Origin of the sequence: Eggerthella hominis (assembly GCF_014287365.1) — a bacterium.
Classification (GTDB): Bacteria; Actinomycetota; Coriobacteriia; order Coriobacteriales; family Eggerthellaceae; genus Eggerthella; species Eggerthella guodeyinii.
Window position 1 is genome coordinate 278,231 of the sequence record NZ_JACOOA010000002.1, and the last position, 15,614, is coordinate 293,844.

General features: G+C 63.9%; 14 protein-coding genes. 3 read left to right on the top strand and 11 right to left on the bottom strand.

Going from position 1 to position 15,614, the window contains the following annotated elements; translation table 11 throughout:
• Positions 1-87: 87 nt before the first annotated feature.
• Together ngr and H8S61_RS05955 are read left to right on the top strand one after the other, a co-directional pair.
• Complete coding sequence (ngr, locus tag H8S61_RS05950; RefSeq protein ID WP_160941930.1) at positions 88-690, top strand: nigerythrin; 603 nt, start codon at positions 88-90, stop codon at positions 688-690.
• Between the two features lie 218 nt (positions 691-908).
• Positions 909-1,499 (top strand): beta-class carbonic anhydrase, encoded by a 591-nt coding sequence (locus H8S61_RS05955; RefSeq protein ID WP_160941931.1) that lies wholly within the window; start codon positions 909-911, stop codon positions 1,497-1,499.
• A 10-nt stretch (positions 1,500-1,509) separates the two neighbouring features.
• On the opposite strand, the gene H8S61_RS05960 is transcribed toward H8S61_RS05955, so the two are convergent.
• The 8 genes from H8S61_RS05960 to H8S61_RS05995 all read right to left on the bottom strand — a co-directional run bounded on the left by H8S61_RS05960 (position 1,510) and on the right by H8S61_RS05995 (position 11,968).
• Positions 1,510-2,940 carry a response regulator transcription factor gene (locus H8S61_RS05960; RefSeq protein WP_186938316.1) on the bottom strand — a complete coding sequence of 477 codons (1,431 nt, stop codon included), beginning with the start codon at positions 2,938-2,940 and terminating at the stop codon, positions 1,510-1,512.
• Between the two features lie 148 nt (positions 2,941-3,088).
• A complete protein-coding gene (locus H8S61_RS05965; RefSeq protein ID WP_186938317.1) occupies positions 3,089-4,972 on the bottom strand; it encodes an FAD-binding protein in 1,884 nt (627 codons plus the stop codon).
• 323 nt (positions 4,973-5,295) lie between these two features.
• Positions 5,296-6,258, bottom strand: a complete 963-nt coding sequence (locus H8S61_RS05970) for a slipin family protein (RefSeq protein WP_160941934.1) — start codon at positions 6,256-6,258, stop codon at positions 5,296-5,298.
• On the bottom strand, positions 6,227-6,673 hold the full coding sequence (locus tag H8S61_RS05975; protein WP_114534098.1) for a GntR family transcriptional regulator: 447 nt from the start codon (positions 6,671-6,673) through the stop codon (positions 6,227-6,229). The genes H8S61_RS05970 and H8S61_RS05975 overlap by 32 nt, the downstream gene beginning before the upstream one ends.
• 87 nt (positions 6,674-6,760) lie before the next feature.
• Complete coding sequence (nrfD, locus tag H8S61_RS05980) at positions 6,761-7,633, bottom strand: NrfD/PsrC family molybdoenzyme membrane anchor subunit (protein ID WP_186938318.1); 873 nt, start codon at positions 7,631-7,633, stop codon at positions 6,761-6,763.
• 59 nt (positions 7,634-7,692) lie between these two features.
• Complete coding sequence (locus tag H8S61_RS05985) at positions 7,693-8,391, bottom strand: TorD/DmsD family molecular chaperone (RefSeq protein WP_186938319.1); 699 nt, start codon at positions 8,389-8,391, stop codon at positions 7,693-7,695.
• Positions 8,392-8,692: 301 nt separating this feature from the next.
• On the bottom strand, positions 8,693-9,319 hold the full coding sequence (locus H8S61_RS05990; RefSeq protein WP_186938320.1) for a 4Fe-4S dicluster domain-containing protein: 627 nt from the start codon (positions 9,317-9,319) through the stop codon (positions 8,693-8,695).
• Positions 9,320-9,331: 12 nt separating this feature from the next.
• The gene (locus H8S61_RS05995) at positions 9,332-11,968 is read right to left on the bottom strand and encodes a molybdopterin-dependent oxidoreductase (RefSeq protein WP_186938321.1); all 2,637 of its coding nucleotides are present in this window, start codon (positions 11,966-11,968) and stop codon (positions 9,332-9,334) included.
• A gap of 291 nt (positions 11,969-12,259) precedes the next feature.
• Between H8S61_RS05995 and H8S61_RS06000 the strand changes: the two genes are divergently transcribed.
• Positions 12,260-12,952 (top strand): ferric reductase-like transmembrane domain-containing protein, encoded by a 693-nt coding sequence (locus H8S61_RS06000; RefSeq protein WP_160941939.1) that lies wholly within the window; start codon positions 12,260-12,262, stop codon positions 12,950-12,952.
• A gap of 154 nt (positions 12,953-13,106) precedes the next feature.
• Here the strand turns inward: H8S61_RS06000 and H8S61_RS17705 are convergent, their stop codons facing one another.
• From H8S61_RS17705 to H8S61_RS06015, 3 genes are all read right to left on the bottom strand, one after another.
• Positions 13,107-13,853, bottom strand: coding sequence for a thermonuclease family protein (locus H8S61_RS17705; RefSeq protein ID WP_186938322.1), 747 nt, complete (start codon positions 13,851-13,853; stop codon positions 13,107-13,109).
• Complete coding sequence (locus H8S61_RS06010) at positions 13,850-14,383, bottom strand: metallophosphoesterase family protein (RefSeq protein ID WP_186938323.1); 534 nt, start codon at positions 14,381-14,383, stop codon at positions 13,850-13,852. Before H8S61_RS06010 ends, H8S61_RS17705 begins: the two co-directional genes overlap by 4 nt.
• A 147-nt stretch (positions 14,384-14,530) precedes the next feature.
• Positions 14,531-15,613, bottom strand: a complete 1,083-nt coding sequence (locus H8S61_RS06015) for a molybdopterin-dependent oxidoreductase (RefSeq protein WP_186938324.1) — start codon at positions 15,611-15,613, stop codon at positions 14,531-14,533.
• Between the last annotated feature and the right edge of the window lies 1 nt (position 15,614).

Consider the following 15,614-nt stretch of genomic DNA (forward strand, 5'->3'; position numbering starts at 1 on the left):
GTTCGCGTTGGGGGTATTATTCTTATTGAGATTGATTCTCATTAAGAGGGCACAGACGAAAACGTAAGACGAGAAGGAGATTGTCCCATGAAGGTACGTTCCGAGATCCCCACCGCTGAGAACACCACGAACATGGACGGCTTCGGCACCTGCGAAGTCGGCACCACGCTCGACAACCTGAAGGCCGCCATCGGTGGCGAGACCGGCGCCTCTGCCAAGTACGCCGCGTTCGCCAAGGCCGCCAAGGAGCAGGGCTACGACCAGATCGCCCGCCTGTTCGAGGCCACTTCGGCCGCCGAGCAGATCCACATCGGCCTCGAGTACGCGCTCGTCGCCGAGATGGAGCCGGGCTTCGAGAAGCCGGCCGCCCCTGAGGCCGAGGGCGTGCAGACCGACCTGAACCTCATCATGGGCGCGCAGGGCGAGATCTTCGAGACCTCCGACATGTACCCGGCGTTCATCAAGGTCGCCCAGGAAGAGGGCAACACCAAGGCCGTGCAGGTGTTCACCCGCGCCAAGCTGGCCGAGTCCGTGCACGCCGAGCGCTACCTGGCGGCGTACAACGACATCGACGCTCCGGACGACGACGCGTTCTACCTGTGCCCCATCTGCGGCTACATCCACAAGGGCGAGAACTTCGAGAAGTGCCCCATCTGCTTCTGCCCGAAGGCCTCCTTCCGCGCGTTCTAAGCCAGACCTCTCTTTTCGATCAGGAAACGGCCGCCCCTCGGGCGGTCGTTTCTGCGTCCGGGGCCGCACGCCCTCCGAATGTTTCACGTGAAACATGTGTACTGGTTGCCCGTTCGACACATGACCCCCGACGATTCCCCGATCGCCCCCCCCTTCGTTCGTGCGATACCCGGGGGCGGGTTGCGCTATCATGGGGGCTCACGCGAAAGAAGGCTCACATGGAACAGGAACGGAATCAGGACCGGCAGGCGCCCATCTCCCCCACGATCGACGGCATCCTCGCGCACAATCGCGGGTTCGTCGAGCGCCGCGAGTTCGAGCGCTACGCCACCGACAAGTACCCCGACAAGAAGCTGGCCATCGTGTCGTGCATGGACACGCGCCTCACCGCGCTGCTGCTGGCGGCGCTCGGGCTGAAGAACGGCGACGCGAAAATCATCAAGGTGGCCGGCGCCGAAGTGGCGCACCCCTTCGGCAGCGTCATGCGCTCGCTGCTGATCGCCGTGTGCGAGCTGGGCGTGGAAGACGTCATGATCGTGGCGCACACGAACTGCGGCGCGCAGCACATGAGCGGCAAGGAGATGGTGGCGAACATGGAGCGCCTCGGCGTGTCGGCCGAACGCATCGAGTTCGCGCGGCACTGCGGCATCGACTTCGACAAATGGCTGGCCGGCTTCGGCGACACCGAGGAGGCCGTGCGCAGGAGCGTCGACATGGTGACGAACCACCCCGTCATGCCGCCGCACGTGCGCGTGGCCGGCTTCATCATGGACTCCGACACCGGCGCCCTCACCCAGGTGGATTGCTAGGCGCGAGGCGCTAGGCGGCGGGCATCCCCTCTTCCACCAGGTCCATGAGCTCTTCGCGCGAATGCACGTCGAGCTTCTGGTACACGTGGCGGATGTGGGTGCGGGCCGTCTCCTTGCTGACGACGAACGTGTCGGCGATGCGCTGCGCCGACCGCCCGCGCGCAAGCGCCACCAGCACGTCCTGCTCGCGCGGCGTGAGGCCGCCCCGCTCCACCAGCTGCGCGATGCGCGCGGCGAACGCGTCCTCGCCCGCGTCGGAGGAATCGCCCGCGCACGCGTCCTCCACCGAGCGTCCCGTGAGGATGGGCGTGAACTCGAACACGAACAGCGCCAGCAGGATGACGGCCAGCATGAGGTCGTACGCCAGCAGGGGCATGTCCGTCCCCACCACCGCCTGCCCGAGGCGGGTCGAGAGGTTGTTCGGCACAAGGAACAGCAGCCACCCGACCGAGAACAGGCGCACGGGCGACATGGTCTTCGCCGGCGTCGAGAACATCGTCCACACGTACGCGAAGATGAGCACGCGCGACACCGTCATGAGGCCGATGTTCATCGATGACCACGCAGACGAGAGCACCGCCGACAGGTACAGCGACACCGACAGCAGCGCCAGGATGGTGGATCGGTAGAACCCCATGTTGTTGCCGCGCAGAAAACGCGCCCCCAGCACGATGACGAGCGACGCGACGACCATGCCCGCATCCACCGCGAGGCTCGACGACGCGGCGTTCACCACCACGCCGGCCGCCTGCTCCACCGAGCCCGACCCGCCCACCTGTATGCCGCCCATGACCACGGCGTACAGCGCGATCGTTGCGAACGACAGCCACACGGGCACCACGCCGCGATACTCCTCGATCGTCCGCTCCGCGCGCTCGACCTGCGCCTCGCGCGCGGCGAGCACCAGCAGCGCCGGCGATGCCGCGCACAGCAGCAGCACGGCCCCCACCAGCCCCACGTCCACCAGCACCTTCGACAGCAGGTCGAACGCCACCACGAACAGCATCGCCGCCGCCAGGCACAGCGACGAGGCCTTCGCGCCGCGGGGAATCAGCAGGTCGGCCCACCGCACCAGCAAGAGCGCCGCCCCGAAGCCCACCACGAGGCCGCCGATGCGCGCGGCGAACGCGCCCAAGCCCAGGTTCAGCACCTCCGAGAACAGCAGCACGCAGCCGATCACGTTCACGAGGGCGTCGACGGCCAGAAAAGCGGTCGTCTCGATGCAGCGTTGCACGAGCGCGGCGAACACGGCAGCCAGCAGGAACGCCGCCATGATGGTAATGCCGCCGGTCAGCGGGTCGGCGCCCGTCATGATGGCGAACGTGTCGACGGACACGCGGTCGCTGATGCTGGCGCCCTCGCCGAACAGCACGAGGCACGCGGCCAGGCCGAAGGCCGCCCGCAAGAACCACCGCTCTTTGATCATCGACAACGCGTCCACAACGCTCCCCCGCCAGCGAGCTGCCCGTACGTTCGACGAGGTCAGCTCATCCCTCATCACCTGCCCGTGAGTATAGCAGAAGAGGGCGCACGAACGGGGCCGCCCCTCGGCGGCCCCGCGTGAACGCAGTCGTGCTTTCAGCGTCATGCTACCCCTGCGCCGGGGCGTCGCCGCCCGCAGGAGCGCCGCCGCCCGCCGGCGCCGCGCCGCCCGCCGCGTCGCCTTCGGGATTCGCTTCCTTCCAGACGGCGTACACCGACTCGTGCTCCGTCTCGCTGGAATCGGCCGCGGCCGCCTGCTCGCCGGCCACGCGCCCGAACGTCAGGCACAGCGAATGCGACAGGCCGCACACGATGGTGGGATAGTCGATCGCGAAGCGCATGCCCTGCACGTTGCCCGCCATCCACAGGCCGGGGATGGGGTTGCCCCACGCGTCGATGGCCTCGGCCTTCTCGGTGCCCTTCAGGCCGCCCATGGTCAGCATGAACGCCCACTGCCCGCTCGAGCTGTAGAAGTACGGCGGCGTCTCCACCGGCCACAGGCGCTTGGCCTGCTTGCCGAAGTCGGCATCGTAGCCGTCATGCGCGAAGCCGTTGTAGCGATCGAGCGTCTCCTGCAGGGTCGCCGCATCCACGTGGATGCCCTCGGCCAGCTCCTCGACGGTCCACGCGTACTGCATGTTCACGCCCTGCTCGGTCAGCATGGCCTCGATGGTTGCCTTGTCGCCCGTCTCGATGGCCGCGTTCCAGGCGTCGATGTCGCCCGAGAAGCTCATCTGCGCGCCGTGCGTCGGCGACGACCATTTCAGCTGCTCGGGGTACTTCGCATCCGCGATTTGCCAGAACACCGTCTGGGGCTGCTCTTCGGCCAGGTCGGAGAACGATTGGCCCGGGATGTCCTCGTTCGTGAAGCGGCGTCCGTTGATGTCCACCAGCAAGAACGGGTCCGACCCCAGCGAGCCGGGCGTGCCATGTGCCATGTACGCATGCGGAATGCCCTGCATCATGCCGCCGATCCACATGCCCATGAGATGGCCGTCGCCCACGTTGCCCGTGCTGGGATACACGTTCGTGTCGATGGCCAGCTGCGCCTGCGACGGGCACCACGCCTGCATCATGTCCTCGTTGTGCCCATAGTCGCCCGTGGCCAGGATCACGCCCTTCGTGGCGGTGAACTTGACGTAGCTGCCGTCGGACGTCTCGGCGATCACGCCCTCGACGCGTCCCTCGGTCCCGTTCGGCTGCCCACCGCGCACCAGCTGGCGGCCGCGATGCTCGTAGAAGAACTCCGCGCCGTGCTCCTTCGCGTACGCCTCAAGCTCGCCGACGGCGCCGGGGAAGCCGCCGTTCATGCCCGCCTCTTCGCCCTCGGGCACGGTGAACTCCTGCTGGTTGCAGAACTGCGGGAACCACTCGCCGTCGACGGGGTCGTACTCCACCTCCATCGGCCAGCGGGGAATCTCGATGCCGTAGCCCTTCGGCTCGAGCATGGTGTTGTACCACCAGTCGAAGTCGGAGCCGGAGCGCTGGCCCCACACGCGGTACAGCCGCTGATCGGTACGGTTGCCGGCGTAGCGCTGCAGCGCCAGGCACATGTCGTTGATATCCGACTCGCTGGCCTCCAGGCCGTTCGCCTTCTGGAACGAGGAGTTCACGGTGCCGATGTCCTGGCCGCGCGTCTGATAGGTGCTCAGCGTCTCGATCACGGCCACCGTCGCGCCGTTCTCGGCCGCCGTCGCCGCCGCGGCCAAGCCGGCCAGGCCGGCGCCCACCACCACGACGTCGAACGACTTCTCTTCCACAACGTCGGCGATGGCCTCCGGCACGGCGCACCAGGTCGCCGTCTTCGGCGTGCCCTTCGGAGCGCCGACGGGCAGCTCCACCGTCTGGGCCGCGGAGGCCGTGGAGCCTTCCCCGGCCGACGACGACGCCTGCGGCGAGCAGCCGGCCAGCCCGAAGCCGGCGGCCACGGCGGCCGTCGCGCCGAGGCCCAGGAACGAGCGGCGGTTCATTTCGAATGTTGGAGCCTTCATGGCAGTTCCCCTTCCTTGGTTCGCCGCGCAACGCCCGTCGCGCGGCCCTTCCGTTCGCGTCGCCTGCGCCGGGGCGCTTCTTGCCGGAGCGAAAGGTCCTCAAGGGAGGGAGGGGGAGTTAAGGACCCTTCGCTCCGGCAAGACCGGCGACAGGAAGGAGCCTATCGAGCATGGCCGGCCAGGCCATCCTCCAGGAGTGGGGAAACCGCGCGAAATCGTCGGCGCAGCTCTCACCCAGCCTGGAGTACGCGACGCGTCACCCCAGGTGGGAGAGGGGTATCAAGCTGGGGAAACGATTGAGGGTAGCAGCGTCCCTGCCTCTGCTACCCCTTCGGGGTTCTCAGGGAATCGGTCATGTTGTTGAGGGCGGCGTCGCTGAAGCCCTCGCTGTAGGCGCTCGGGATGACCACGGTGCCGCCCGAGCCCTTCACGCTCTCGTACAGCAGGTGCATCGTACGCAGGCGCAGGGCCACCTCGTTCTCCTCGTACACGTGCGCCGCGTCCACGAGCATGGCCGAGATGTCCTTCTCCACCTCGGCCAGCACCATGCGCGCGTTCTTCTCGCGCTCGGCCTGGGCCTCGGTGGACATGACTTCCTGCAGCTCCTGGGGAATCACGATGTCGCGGATCTCCACCGACAGCACGGTGATGCCCCACAGCGACGTGCGCTCCTCGATGACTTCCTGCAGCTCCTGATCCAGCTGGTTGCGGCGGATGGCCACCTCCGACACGCTCGCGCGGCCGATGGCGTCGCGCAGCGCGGTCTGCGCCACGAGCGACACGGAGTTGTAGTAGTTCTCCACCTCGAGGCAGGCCTTCTCGGCGTCCCACACCATCCAGAACAGCACGGCATCCACGTTGATGGGCACGAGGTCGCTGGTCAGCGTCTCCTCGGCGCCGAACCCGGTGACCATGATGCGCTGGTCGGCCTTGAGGGCGGTCTGCTCGATGAAGGGGATGGTGAAGTACAGGCCGGGGCCCTTCGAGCGGCTGAACTTGCCGAAGCGCAGCACGACCACGCGCTCCCACTGCATGGCGATGTGGATGGACATCTCGGCCAAGCATGCCAGCGCGAAGCCGACGAGCACCACCCACACGGTGAACGCGCCGGCGATCAGGTAGCCCGCGGCGATGGCCAGCACGAGCGCCACCACGAACACGAACGCCGAGAACATGAGCGAGCCGTTCTGCGACGTGCGTCGATCGGTGCGCGAGTTGTACTTCTCGATGGAGAACGGCTTGGCGGCCGGCGCGTCAGTTTGATTCTTTCCTTTGCGATTTTTCATACAAGCCCCGTCTCATGCTCGCGCCGCCCTCCACGTCCTGCTGGACGCGATGGGCGACGTCGATCATCCTCAACATGATTTCATCAAGCGTCATGCCCAAAGCGAGGCACCGCCTGATGCTCTCCTCGATTTCCGTATCGGCGATGGACTGCACGTCGTCGGCAGCCAGCTTCCCGATATCGCGGACGAACACGCCGCGCCCTCGAACCGACTCCACGTACCCGTCGTGCTCGAGGTTGATGTACACCTTGCTCACGGTGTTGTAGTTGATGGCGGCTTCGGCGGCGAGCGTGCGGACGCTGGGCAGCTGGTCCCCGGGCTGGTAGTGGCCGGTCTTGATCAAGTAGACGAACCGGTTGCGCAGCTGCACCCACACGGGCAGCCCCGACGACTCGTCTATCTCGAATAATGCCATGCCACTTCCCTACTCCGTCTACAGGGGACCATCCGTCCCGCATTGTACAAGATAACCAGCTTGCTCAGCGGCGGCAACCGCGCATCTTCAATGCATCCCCGACCAAACAACGCAGAACCGCAGCAGCAGCCCGCCCGCGATGCACAGCACGTCCACCGGCAACAGCCGCAGAAGACGCCGAGCAGCCATCATAAACCCCTCGCTCGCCAACGGAACGAGCAGGCCCAGGCCGACCAGCCCCACGACGAACCACGGGCCCAACCCCTCCGGATCGAACAGCATCGCCAGCGACTCATGGGCGAACGGGTCGAGATACGCCAACCCCACGAACGCGACGAGGGCCACCGCTTCGAGCGCCAGCACAACGAGGTGACACCGATGAAGCAGAAGCAGCCGATCGTCGAGCAGCCGCACGTCCCGCCCGAAAGCGCTGAGCACGAACACCGACGACAAGCCCGCCGACAACGACGACAGCACGAACAGAACCGGTACCGCCACGTTGAACCACAGCGCAACGGCCTCGATGCTTCCCACGTATACGCCCGTGTACCCCATCATGAGCAACGACGCCACCGCGCACACCGCTTCGCCCACTTTGCGCGCGGGCGCATGGACGAATGGGATGTACAGCACGTTCGCGGCCAACAAAAACCCCGCCACAAGAAGGTTCGCCAGCAACGTGAACGAACCGAACGAGAGGATGGAAAGCGTCGGTCGAGTGAACAGCATGAACACCCGCTCGGGACGTCCAAGATCGAGCAACAGGCACAGCGCCGCAAGACATAGAACGACGAAGCCGGCGCCGAAGCACCGGGCTTTGAGATCGTCGAACGCCTTCGTTTGAGCCTGCGAACGCCGCACGCTTCGATGAAATGCGAACGACCAGATTGCCGTCACGAACATGATGCCCGCCCCGCATCCCCCAAGGAACAGGTACAGCACCACCAAGGTCCCGAACACCTGCAACTCCTCTCCCCCGAAGTCGTTCAGTCCATGATAGAGCCTCGTCCTCCCTCTGGCTAGCCGCTCGTGCGCTTGAACACCTGCTTGTCCTCGTCGAACGCAACGTCGAATCGCCGAGCATAGCACGCGCACAGGCCGAATACGAGGTCGGCTGCGCCTCGGAAGTAGCTGGATGCCGCGCGCTCGTTCACGCTGTAGCGCCAAGCCGCAAGCCAAGGCAGTACATGCTCCACCAGGAACGCCTCCTGATCGTGCGCCAGCTGGCGCGCTCGAGCCTCGTCGCCATCGGAAAGCGCTTCGGCTTCGAGCCCCGCGAGATGGCCGACGAATCCCAGCATGAGCCCCAGATGATCGTCGGGCTCAGCGTGCAGCCGCTCGATCTGCAACCCGTAGCGCTGGTACCACGCGCGCACCTCAAGCGTGTGCTTGCTGAACAGTTGGCTGTTCGGGTCGACGTAGAACGACTCCCAGCTGGGCGCATCGGGCGTACCGGCACCCACGAACAGCCTGAACCACTCGCGCTTGAGAGCGGCCATGCGCTCTGCGGTGAGCGGTTCGTCGCACCAGGCATCCATCGCCGTCAAGCCCGCGCGCACCCGGGCATCGTCCATGCCGAACGGCGCCTCTTCGAACATGCGCTGCTCCACCTGATTTGCTATTTCAGCATCGTCCGGTTCGCAATACAGCAAGCGCGAGGCAGCGACGAAGCAAACCCCGGCCGCTTCCAGCTTGCCGCAATCGTAGATATCCCCCATGTGCAACCTCCTTTGTTCCCGCAATCCGACCGCGCTTCCGTCGCATGCGTTCCCGCCGCCCGCCCTTTTGGCCCAGCACTGTTGGGCGCAAAACGGCACCTATGACAATCCAGCGAGGCAATTCGGAGCGATTTTGCCGAAAGGGCCAGCAAAACACCAGGTCAATTTTCTCACACCGACCCGCCCCCTTCCGAATTTTGTCATAGGACCTGTTTTGCGCCCACCATCGTGAGTCAGAAACCGACGGCATGCAACTTGCGAGTGCCGCCTGATCCGTGCGTCGCACGGATCAGGCGGGATGCTAGATCTCTTCTTCCAGGTTCACGAGCGCGCCCGTTCCGCTGCCCGTCTTCTGGGCGTTGCGATGCGGGTTCATGATGAGGTTCGGATGCGTTGTATCCTTGGGCAAAGGCTCCACTTCCACGTCGCCTTCCCCGTACTTCGCGATCATGTCCTCGCGCGTGCCGAAATCGAGCGCGCGCATGGGACAGCCGGTGACGCAGATCGGCTTGCCGCCGCCTTCAACCTCGGCTTTGCACATATCGCACTTCATCATGTAGCCCTCTTCTTCGCCGTACGTCGGGGCGTCGTAGGGACATACGGTCTGGCAGGTCTTGCAGCCGATGCACACCTCGTGATCGGTCCACACGATGCCGGTTTCCTCATCCTTCTGCATGGCACCCGTCGGGCAGTTCGCCACGCACGCCGGATCGACGCAGTGGTTGCAGGCCATGGAGACGAAGTAGCCGAACACGCCGCTGGGCACGTAGCTGCCCGCCTCGTTCCGCTCCCACGTGCCGCCCTGATAGTTCAGCACCCTGCGGTACAAGTTGCTCACCGGAAGCTTGTAGGTCTCCTTGCAAGCGACTTGGCAGGTTTTGCAGCCGGAGCACTTGTTGGAATCAAAGTAGAATGCGTACTGAGCCATGATGCACCTCCCTTATTCCACGCCAACCGGCATGACGATGGGCCGATTCTTGTCGGGATCGAGCGTCAGATTGCCGGTGTACTTCTCTACCTGCACAAGCGTGCCAATCCATGATTGAGACGCCTGCCCCGACGCCTTCGGCGCTTGCAAGATGTTCGGATCGCCGCCCAGATCGATGCCCGTCGCCTCGTCGATCTGAATCCACGCGCCGTCCTGCAGCGCCACCGAACCGGGAACGAGCGTCGGAAGCACCTTCGCCGGACGGAGCACCTGACCATGCGGGCTGGTCATGAGCACAAGATCGCCGTTCTTGATGCCGCGCTCGTCGGCGTCCACCTCGCTCATGAAGCATTCCTGCGGGAACGCCTCGCGCAGTGATGTGACATTGTCGTTCACCGTGTGGGCACGACGCAGCGAATGAGGCGTCCACAACAACAGCGGGTACTCGTCGGTTTGGGTGCCCTGACCTTGCTCGGGATCTGCCACCTGCCATTTGCCGATAGGTGCCAGCGTAGTGAAGCCCATAGCGTTGATCACATCAGCAAGGGCCTGACAATGGATCTCGAACTTTCCGGAGGTTGTCGCCAGCGGATTCGCTATTGGATCCGCATAGTACGCATCCCAAGGATGACATGATAGAGCGTCGCCCTTTTTACGCTGTGTCTTCCATAGACCACGTTCTTTGAAATCCGCAACCGTCATCGCGCCTTCCTGCGGAATCCCTTCAACACCCAGCTCGTCGATATCCTCCTGCGTTATGGTAAACAGAGGCTCGTACGTCTTAGCCGCATGGTCGGTTAGGTACGTTGCGCCGGCCAGCGAATGATAGGTACGCTCAGCATCGGTCATCGTGTTGATGGTTTTAGGGTCGAGCCCAACGCGTTTTGCAAGCTCTTCTGAAATCCACGTTTCCGGCTTCGCCTCGTAGAGGGGATCCATGATGCGATCAGCCCAGTACACTGTCTCGGAGTTGTTCGTCCAAGCCACATTGCCCTTTTCCCACCATGTGGCAACGGGCAGAACGATGTCGCAGTATTGACGAGAGGGATCGAAGAACGGATTAGCGCCCCAAACGAAATCGACTTTCCGAAACACCTTGATAGCAACATTGGCGTTCGGAAGAGAGTTTAGGGAATTCTCATAACCGCCGGAATAAATCATGTGAATGTCGATCGGCCTTTTGCCGCCGGGCCACACATCGCGACCATATTCGCCGTCCAAGATCGATTGCCAGCATTCCGAGTATTCAAGCCTGTCCCACGAACGGGCGTCTTCAATCTCATCCCATGCGGGCATCGAGTTGCAAAATGAGGGCGGCTGTAGCGGATTGTTCACGTTCTTGCCGAAAGCGTTCACAGAGTTTCCGGACATACAGTATGGGGTCGTAGACATGATGTTCTCATGCAAGCCAACCCAAGAGGCAAAGTTGCCAGGCGTTCCCAGTCCTCCATGCATGAACGCGAGCGTATAAAACACCTGGGCGAACATTTCTCCCGCAGGGATTTTAGTAGTGGATTGACCGGCGAAGAAGTTCACCTTTTCTGTGTTCGCAACCTCTTCGGCAAGGTTGCGAATAACGTCTGCGGGCACGCCGCATATCGCTTCGGCCCATTCCGGGGTCTTCGGCTCGCCATCGTGCGTCCCAAGCACGTAGTCTTTGAAGTTTTCCTCCTTTGGTGCACCCTCCGGCATATGATCAGCATCGAAACCAACGCAGTACGTATCCAAGAAGTCCTGATCGTAAAGATTATTTTCTATCTGGTGGTACATCATGCCGAGGCATAAAGCAGTATCAGTGCCTGGGCGGACTGGAATCCACTCGTCAGCTATAGCCTGAGCTGTCTGATTGAGCCAAGGGTCGATGATGATAACCTTGCCGCCAGCTTCGCGAGCCGCCTCAAGCTGGAGCGCGGTGTTGCCGGCCTTGTTCGCCATCCAATTGTTTCCAAAGTGGAGATGCAATTGACTCTCCTGGATTGAAAGGGCATCGGGAGCCGAGTACATCGATCCGGTCATCAGAAGCTCAGGGGCAGGCCATGCGCCAACCGAAACCGTACCCGTCTCATGATGGACGATGCCGCCAAGTGAGTTCATCACGCGCAAAATAGGATCGAAATATGTCGCGCTTTCATTGCTGTACGCAGCACCAAACACTGAATGCGGGCCGTACGTTTCATACGTTTTTTTAAGCTCGGCTGCAATATAATCAAGAGCTTCTTCCCAGCTGATGCGCTCCCATTCATCTTTGCCGCGCATCTCGCCATTCGGATCCTCGGGGCTCCAGCCCTTGCGCTTCATGGGGTATTTGATTCGCGCAGGAGACATAATATTGCTGATTTGAGCACGTCCGCGCAAGCAGGCACGGCGCTGCGGAACCTCGATTGTGTCTTCATCCTTCTCATCAGTGCGAATTTTTATAGGTACGCCATCTTCGACGTACACCTTCAGCAGACAACGAGATGAACAGCAGTTGCAGTTGTTCATGCAGGCGCCTGTTTTCCATTCGCCTTTTCCCTCGGCAGCCGCCGACGTGTCGGAAGATTCTTGCTGACCGCCGGGCGCGCACCCGGTAAAGCCGACGAGCGCCGCAGCGCCGGCCGTTGCGGTTCCCCACTTTACGAAACTTCGCCGTGTCAATGTGGTATCCACGTGTAACCCCCTCTAGATCGCGTTCGGGAAACAAGCCCGTCCGAGATTGTCCCCCAACAATTCACCGTCGACCCATGCATGAGTATAACCGTCATATCTTAGTATGATAGCTACTGCGGCCATACTATCACCATAGTGTAGGACAGTCAACGCGAAAAACCTGTTCAGATGTGCCTAGTTTAAGGATAATATCCTGAATAAAACCCTGGTCTACCCCGCATGATGTCTCAGTTGTTGTTTTAGCTATACTATGATACTATGACAGAATCGTGACCAACAAAGGGGGTTGGTATGAGGTTCTTGATCGCATTGGCGTGCTGCATCGTTCTTGTTGTTCCGCTTGCGAAGCCGTTGAAGCGCTACCCTGTCCCGTTCTATCTCGCGGCGCTTGCGCTTGTGGGCCTGTACTGGTTCGGGACGAGCGCGAACGCAACGGGCGGCCTGTGGCCGTACTTCATGCCGCTCATGCAGCGATGCGCGCTTGCGTTCGCGCTGTTCACCGTCGTGATGTTCGTGGGCGTGCTCGACGAGGGGTCGTCGCTGCGGGCACGGCTCATGCCCATCCGACGGCAGCTGTCCATCCTGGGATGCGTGTTCGCGCTGGGGCACCTGGCCTTTTACGGCGTCTCCTACGTGCCGCGGCTGGGCTCGGCGTTCGCCGGGAACCTCGGGTTCTCGCTGGCGCTCGCAGGGTTGCTGACTGCCCTCATGGCCGTCTTGCTGGTCACCTCGTTCCAGGCGGTGAAGCGGCGGATGAGCGCCGCGCGCTGGAAGGGCGTGCAGCGCCTGGCATACCCGTTCTACCTGCTCACGTACGTGCATCTCGCGTTGCTGCTGGGTCCGTCCGCGCTCGCCGGACGCGACACGGCCGCCATCAGCCTGGCGGTGTACTCCGTGGCGGTGGGCGCCTACGTCGTGCTGCGCATGCGGCGCGCCCTCCTGCGCCACCACGCGCCCGACCCGCATGCCGCGACGGTCGGCTGACGCACCTTCGACGTTCCCTCCCTCCCCTGAACGGGCGGCTCGCGCGAGCCGCCCGTTCGCATAAGCGGCCGCACCGCCCGATGTTTCACGTGAAACATCCGTTCTCGTGCCTCTTGTGCCTCTTGTGCCGTACGCGTGCCCAACAACCTGCCCGTCAGGCCCACTTGTGGGTGACGCCGCGGGCGTCGGCGAGGGCCTCGTCGCCCCACTGGGCGAAAAGCCCGTCGTGGTAGATGTCGGGCCGGTAGGTTTTGGCCTGGCCGTAGCCGTCGATCACCTGGATGGCGTTCAGCATGTCGCGCGCGATGACGGCGGGGTCGTCGGCCTCCGCGGCGCTGGCGGGCAGGGCGCGCCACACGTAGGCGAGCGGGCGATCGTACTTGTCGGTGACGCTCGTGTCGTACTGCAACCACAGGACGTCGCCTTTGCCCACCAGCTCTTTCATATGGTCGGACGCCAGCACGCCCTCTTCGCAGTTGCGCTCCTCCTGGGGTGCCACGCTTTCGGGGGTGTCCATGCCGATCAAGCGCACCGACACGTGGTCGCCGCTCTCGGTCGCAACGGCGAGCGTGTCGCCGTCCACCACATGGCGCACCGTCACGCATTCGAACGAGGCGGGATCGAGGTGCGCGCGCTGTGTCTCCGTCCCGCGCGACGCATCCCGGTCGGCGGCGCGGTACGCCGCCTCGCTCACGCCCGCGGACGCCTCGCGCGCGGCAGACGCGGACGACGAGGACGACGCCCCCGGCGAAGGAGCATCCCCCGCCAGCGCGTTGATCCACACGGCGCCGACCAGCACCACCGCGACGATCGCGACCAGCCCGATGCGACCCGCCCGGGTCGCGCTCAGCGTTTTCACCAGCTCGCGCAGCGCGCGCTGCGTCGATGCGCTCTGCGTCACGAGAGCCCCTCGCCCACTTCGAACAGCGTCTGGCCGTCGAGCGACGCGATGCGCACGCCCAGCACGCGACCGTCCTCCACCTTCATGCGGCCCGTGCACTTCGGGAACCCGCCGCGCGGACGGAACGGCGCGCCGGGGCAGACGACGTACGACGCCGGACGCGCTTCGGGCCCGTACACCAGCTCGGGAACATGCGTGTGCCCGTGGACGCACACCTGCGGGATGGGATCGCCCGCCGCCAGGCCCGCGCAGCCGTTGAACCCGATCTGCACGTCGCGTGGATAGTGTGCCACGAGGAAGCGCACCCCGTCGATGACGGGATGCGCGAAACGGCCCACGCGCGAGCCGTACTCGTCGAAGTCGTTGTTGCCGAGCACCGCCGTGGTCGGCGCCAGCGCCTCGAGCGCATGGAGGATCTCGGGGCCGCCGATGTCGCCCGCATGGATGATGTGGTCGACGTCGGCCATGGCCGCAAGCGCCTCGTCGGGCAACCGCCCATGCGTGTCGGATATAAGGCCGATAACGGTCATGCCGGAGCTCCTCTCGAGATAGAATCAGCGTGAGGCTCCAGTATAGGATATCGAGCCAACGTTGGCACAAGGCGTGAAAGTCTCGTTGAGGCTGGGGAGCCCGCGCGCACGAGCCCGCACGGGTTCGTGCGCGCGAGAAAGAAAGCCTTACTCAACCGCAAACAGCAGCGTTGCCGCAAGCGGCGACACCATCCCGTCGGCCGTCTTGGCGCGCACCGTCATGCGGTAGTCGCCCGCGTCCTCGAACGAGGTGGAAAACTGCCAGTTCACCCACTTGTCCGCGGTGGCGCCCTCCGTCGCGCACGACAACCACGTGGCACCGCCGTCGAACGAGAATTCGATGGCCTCGATCGGGCTTCCCAGATCGTCGGCAACGCCCTCGAACGTGATCTCGTCGCCCACGCCGAACGTGCACCCGTCGGCGTAGTTCATGATGTTGATCTTATTGCGATAGCACGGATCGACCTGCTGCACGTCCGGTTCGGCATCTTCGCGCGTCAGCTCGATATCCGTGATAGCGCGAGTGAAGTACCGCGCCACCGTCTCGGGCATCCACAGCTGCAAGCTGGACCCCTCCGTCATCGACGTCAGCTCCTTGCCGTTCACTTGGTAGACGAGCATCGCATCGTGCTCCAGCGCATAGCGCAGCGGCAGCGGCTGGCCGAATCCGTCGGCGCCGTACGCCGTCACGGTGTTCACGCCCTCCTCCAAATCGGCCATTTCCACGATGGAAGCCAGCGGCACGCCGAGAACGGCCGCCTGCCCGAACGGAGAGCCGGTGGCGCACGAGCACGCCATGAGCGCTTCTTCGCTCGCGTCTTCGGAAAGCTCGCTCACGTCCACGGTGAAGTTCTTCTCGATATGCCCTCCCACGTTCACGTAGAAGCTGGCAAGGCCGCTTCCCTGCGCCTCGAACTCCGTTGCAGGCTTGGAGCACATCGAGGTCAAGGCCGTGCCGAACACGTTGAACAGCTCGTCGTTCGGCGTCGTGCCCGCCTGGTTGAACGCGAAGCTCCCTTGCACGTTCGGCACCTTCACGTACGAGCCGTCGTCGATGTTCGCCCACGAGGCTTCCACCACGTTCTCGTTGAACGCGTGCGTCGTTCCGCTCGATGCGTCCGAGGCGTCGGCGCTGCCGGGATGCAAGGCGCTCAGCGCCAAGCCCGAGCCGGTCAGCAGGAGCGCCGCGCCGGCGACGCCGGACAGCACGCGGGTAGTTCGTTGCGTCATA

What these genes read in the sequence shown, in the direction of transcription:
- ngr (WP_160941930.1), top strand. Translation starts at nt 88, where the DNA reads ATGAAGGTACGTTCCGAGATCCCCACCGCTGAGAACACCACGAACATG.
- H8S61_RS06015 (WP_186938324.1), bottom strand. Translation starts at nt 15,613, where the DNA reads ATGACGCAACGAACTACCCGCGTGCTGTCCGGCGTCGCCGGCGCGGCG.
- H8S61_RS05970 (WP_160941934.1), bottom strand. Translation starts at nt 6,258, where the DNA reads ATGAAAAATCGCAAAGGAAAGAATCAAACTGACGCGCCGGCCGCCAAG.
- H8S61_RS06010 (WP_186938323.1), bottom strand. Translation starts at nt 14,383, where the DNA reads ATGACCGTTATCGGCCTTATATCCGACACGCATGGGCGGTTGCCCGAC.
- H8S61_RS05985 (WP_186938319.1), bottom strand. Translation starts at nt 8,391, where the DNA reads ATGGGGGATATCTACGATTGCGGCAAGCTGGAAGCGGCCGGGGTTTGC.
- H8S61_RS05965 (WP_186938317.1), bottom strand. Translation starts at nt 4,972, where the DNA reads ATGAAGGCTCCAACATTCGAAATGAACCGCCGCTCGTTCCTGGGCCTC.
- H8S61_RS05955 (WP_160941931.1), top strand. Translation starts at nt 909, where the DNA reads ATGGAACAGGAACGGAATCAGGACCGGCAGGCGCCCATCTCCCCCACG.
- H8S61_RS05990 (WP_186938320.1), bottom strand. Translation starts at nt 9,319, where the DNA reads ATGGCTCAGTACGCATTCTACTTTGATTCCAACAAGTGCTCCGGCTGC.
- H8S61_RS05975 (WP_114534098.1), bottom strand. Translation starts at nt 6,673, where the DNA reads ATGGCATTATTCGAGATAGACGAGTCGTCGGGGCTGCCCGTGTGGGTG.
- H8S61_RS06000 (WP_160941939.1), top strand. Translation starts at nt 12,260, where the DNA reads ATGAGGTTCTTGATCGCATTGGCGTGCTGCATCGTTCTTGTTGTTCCG.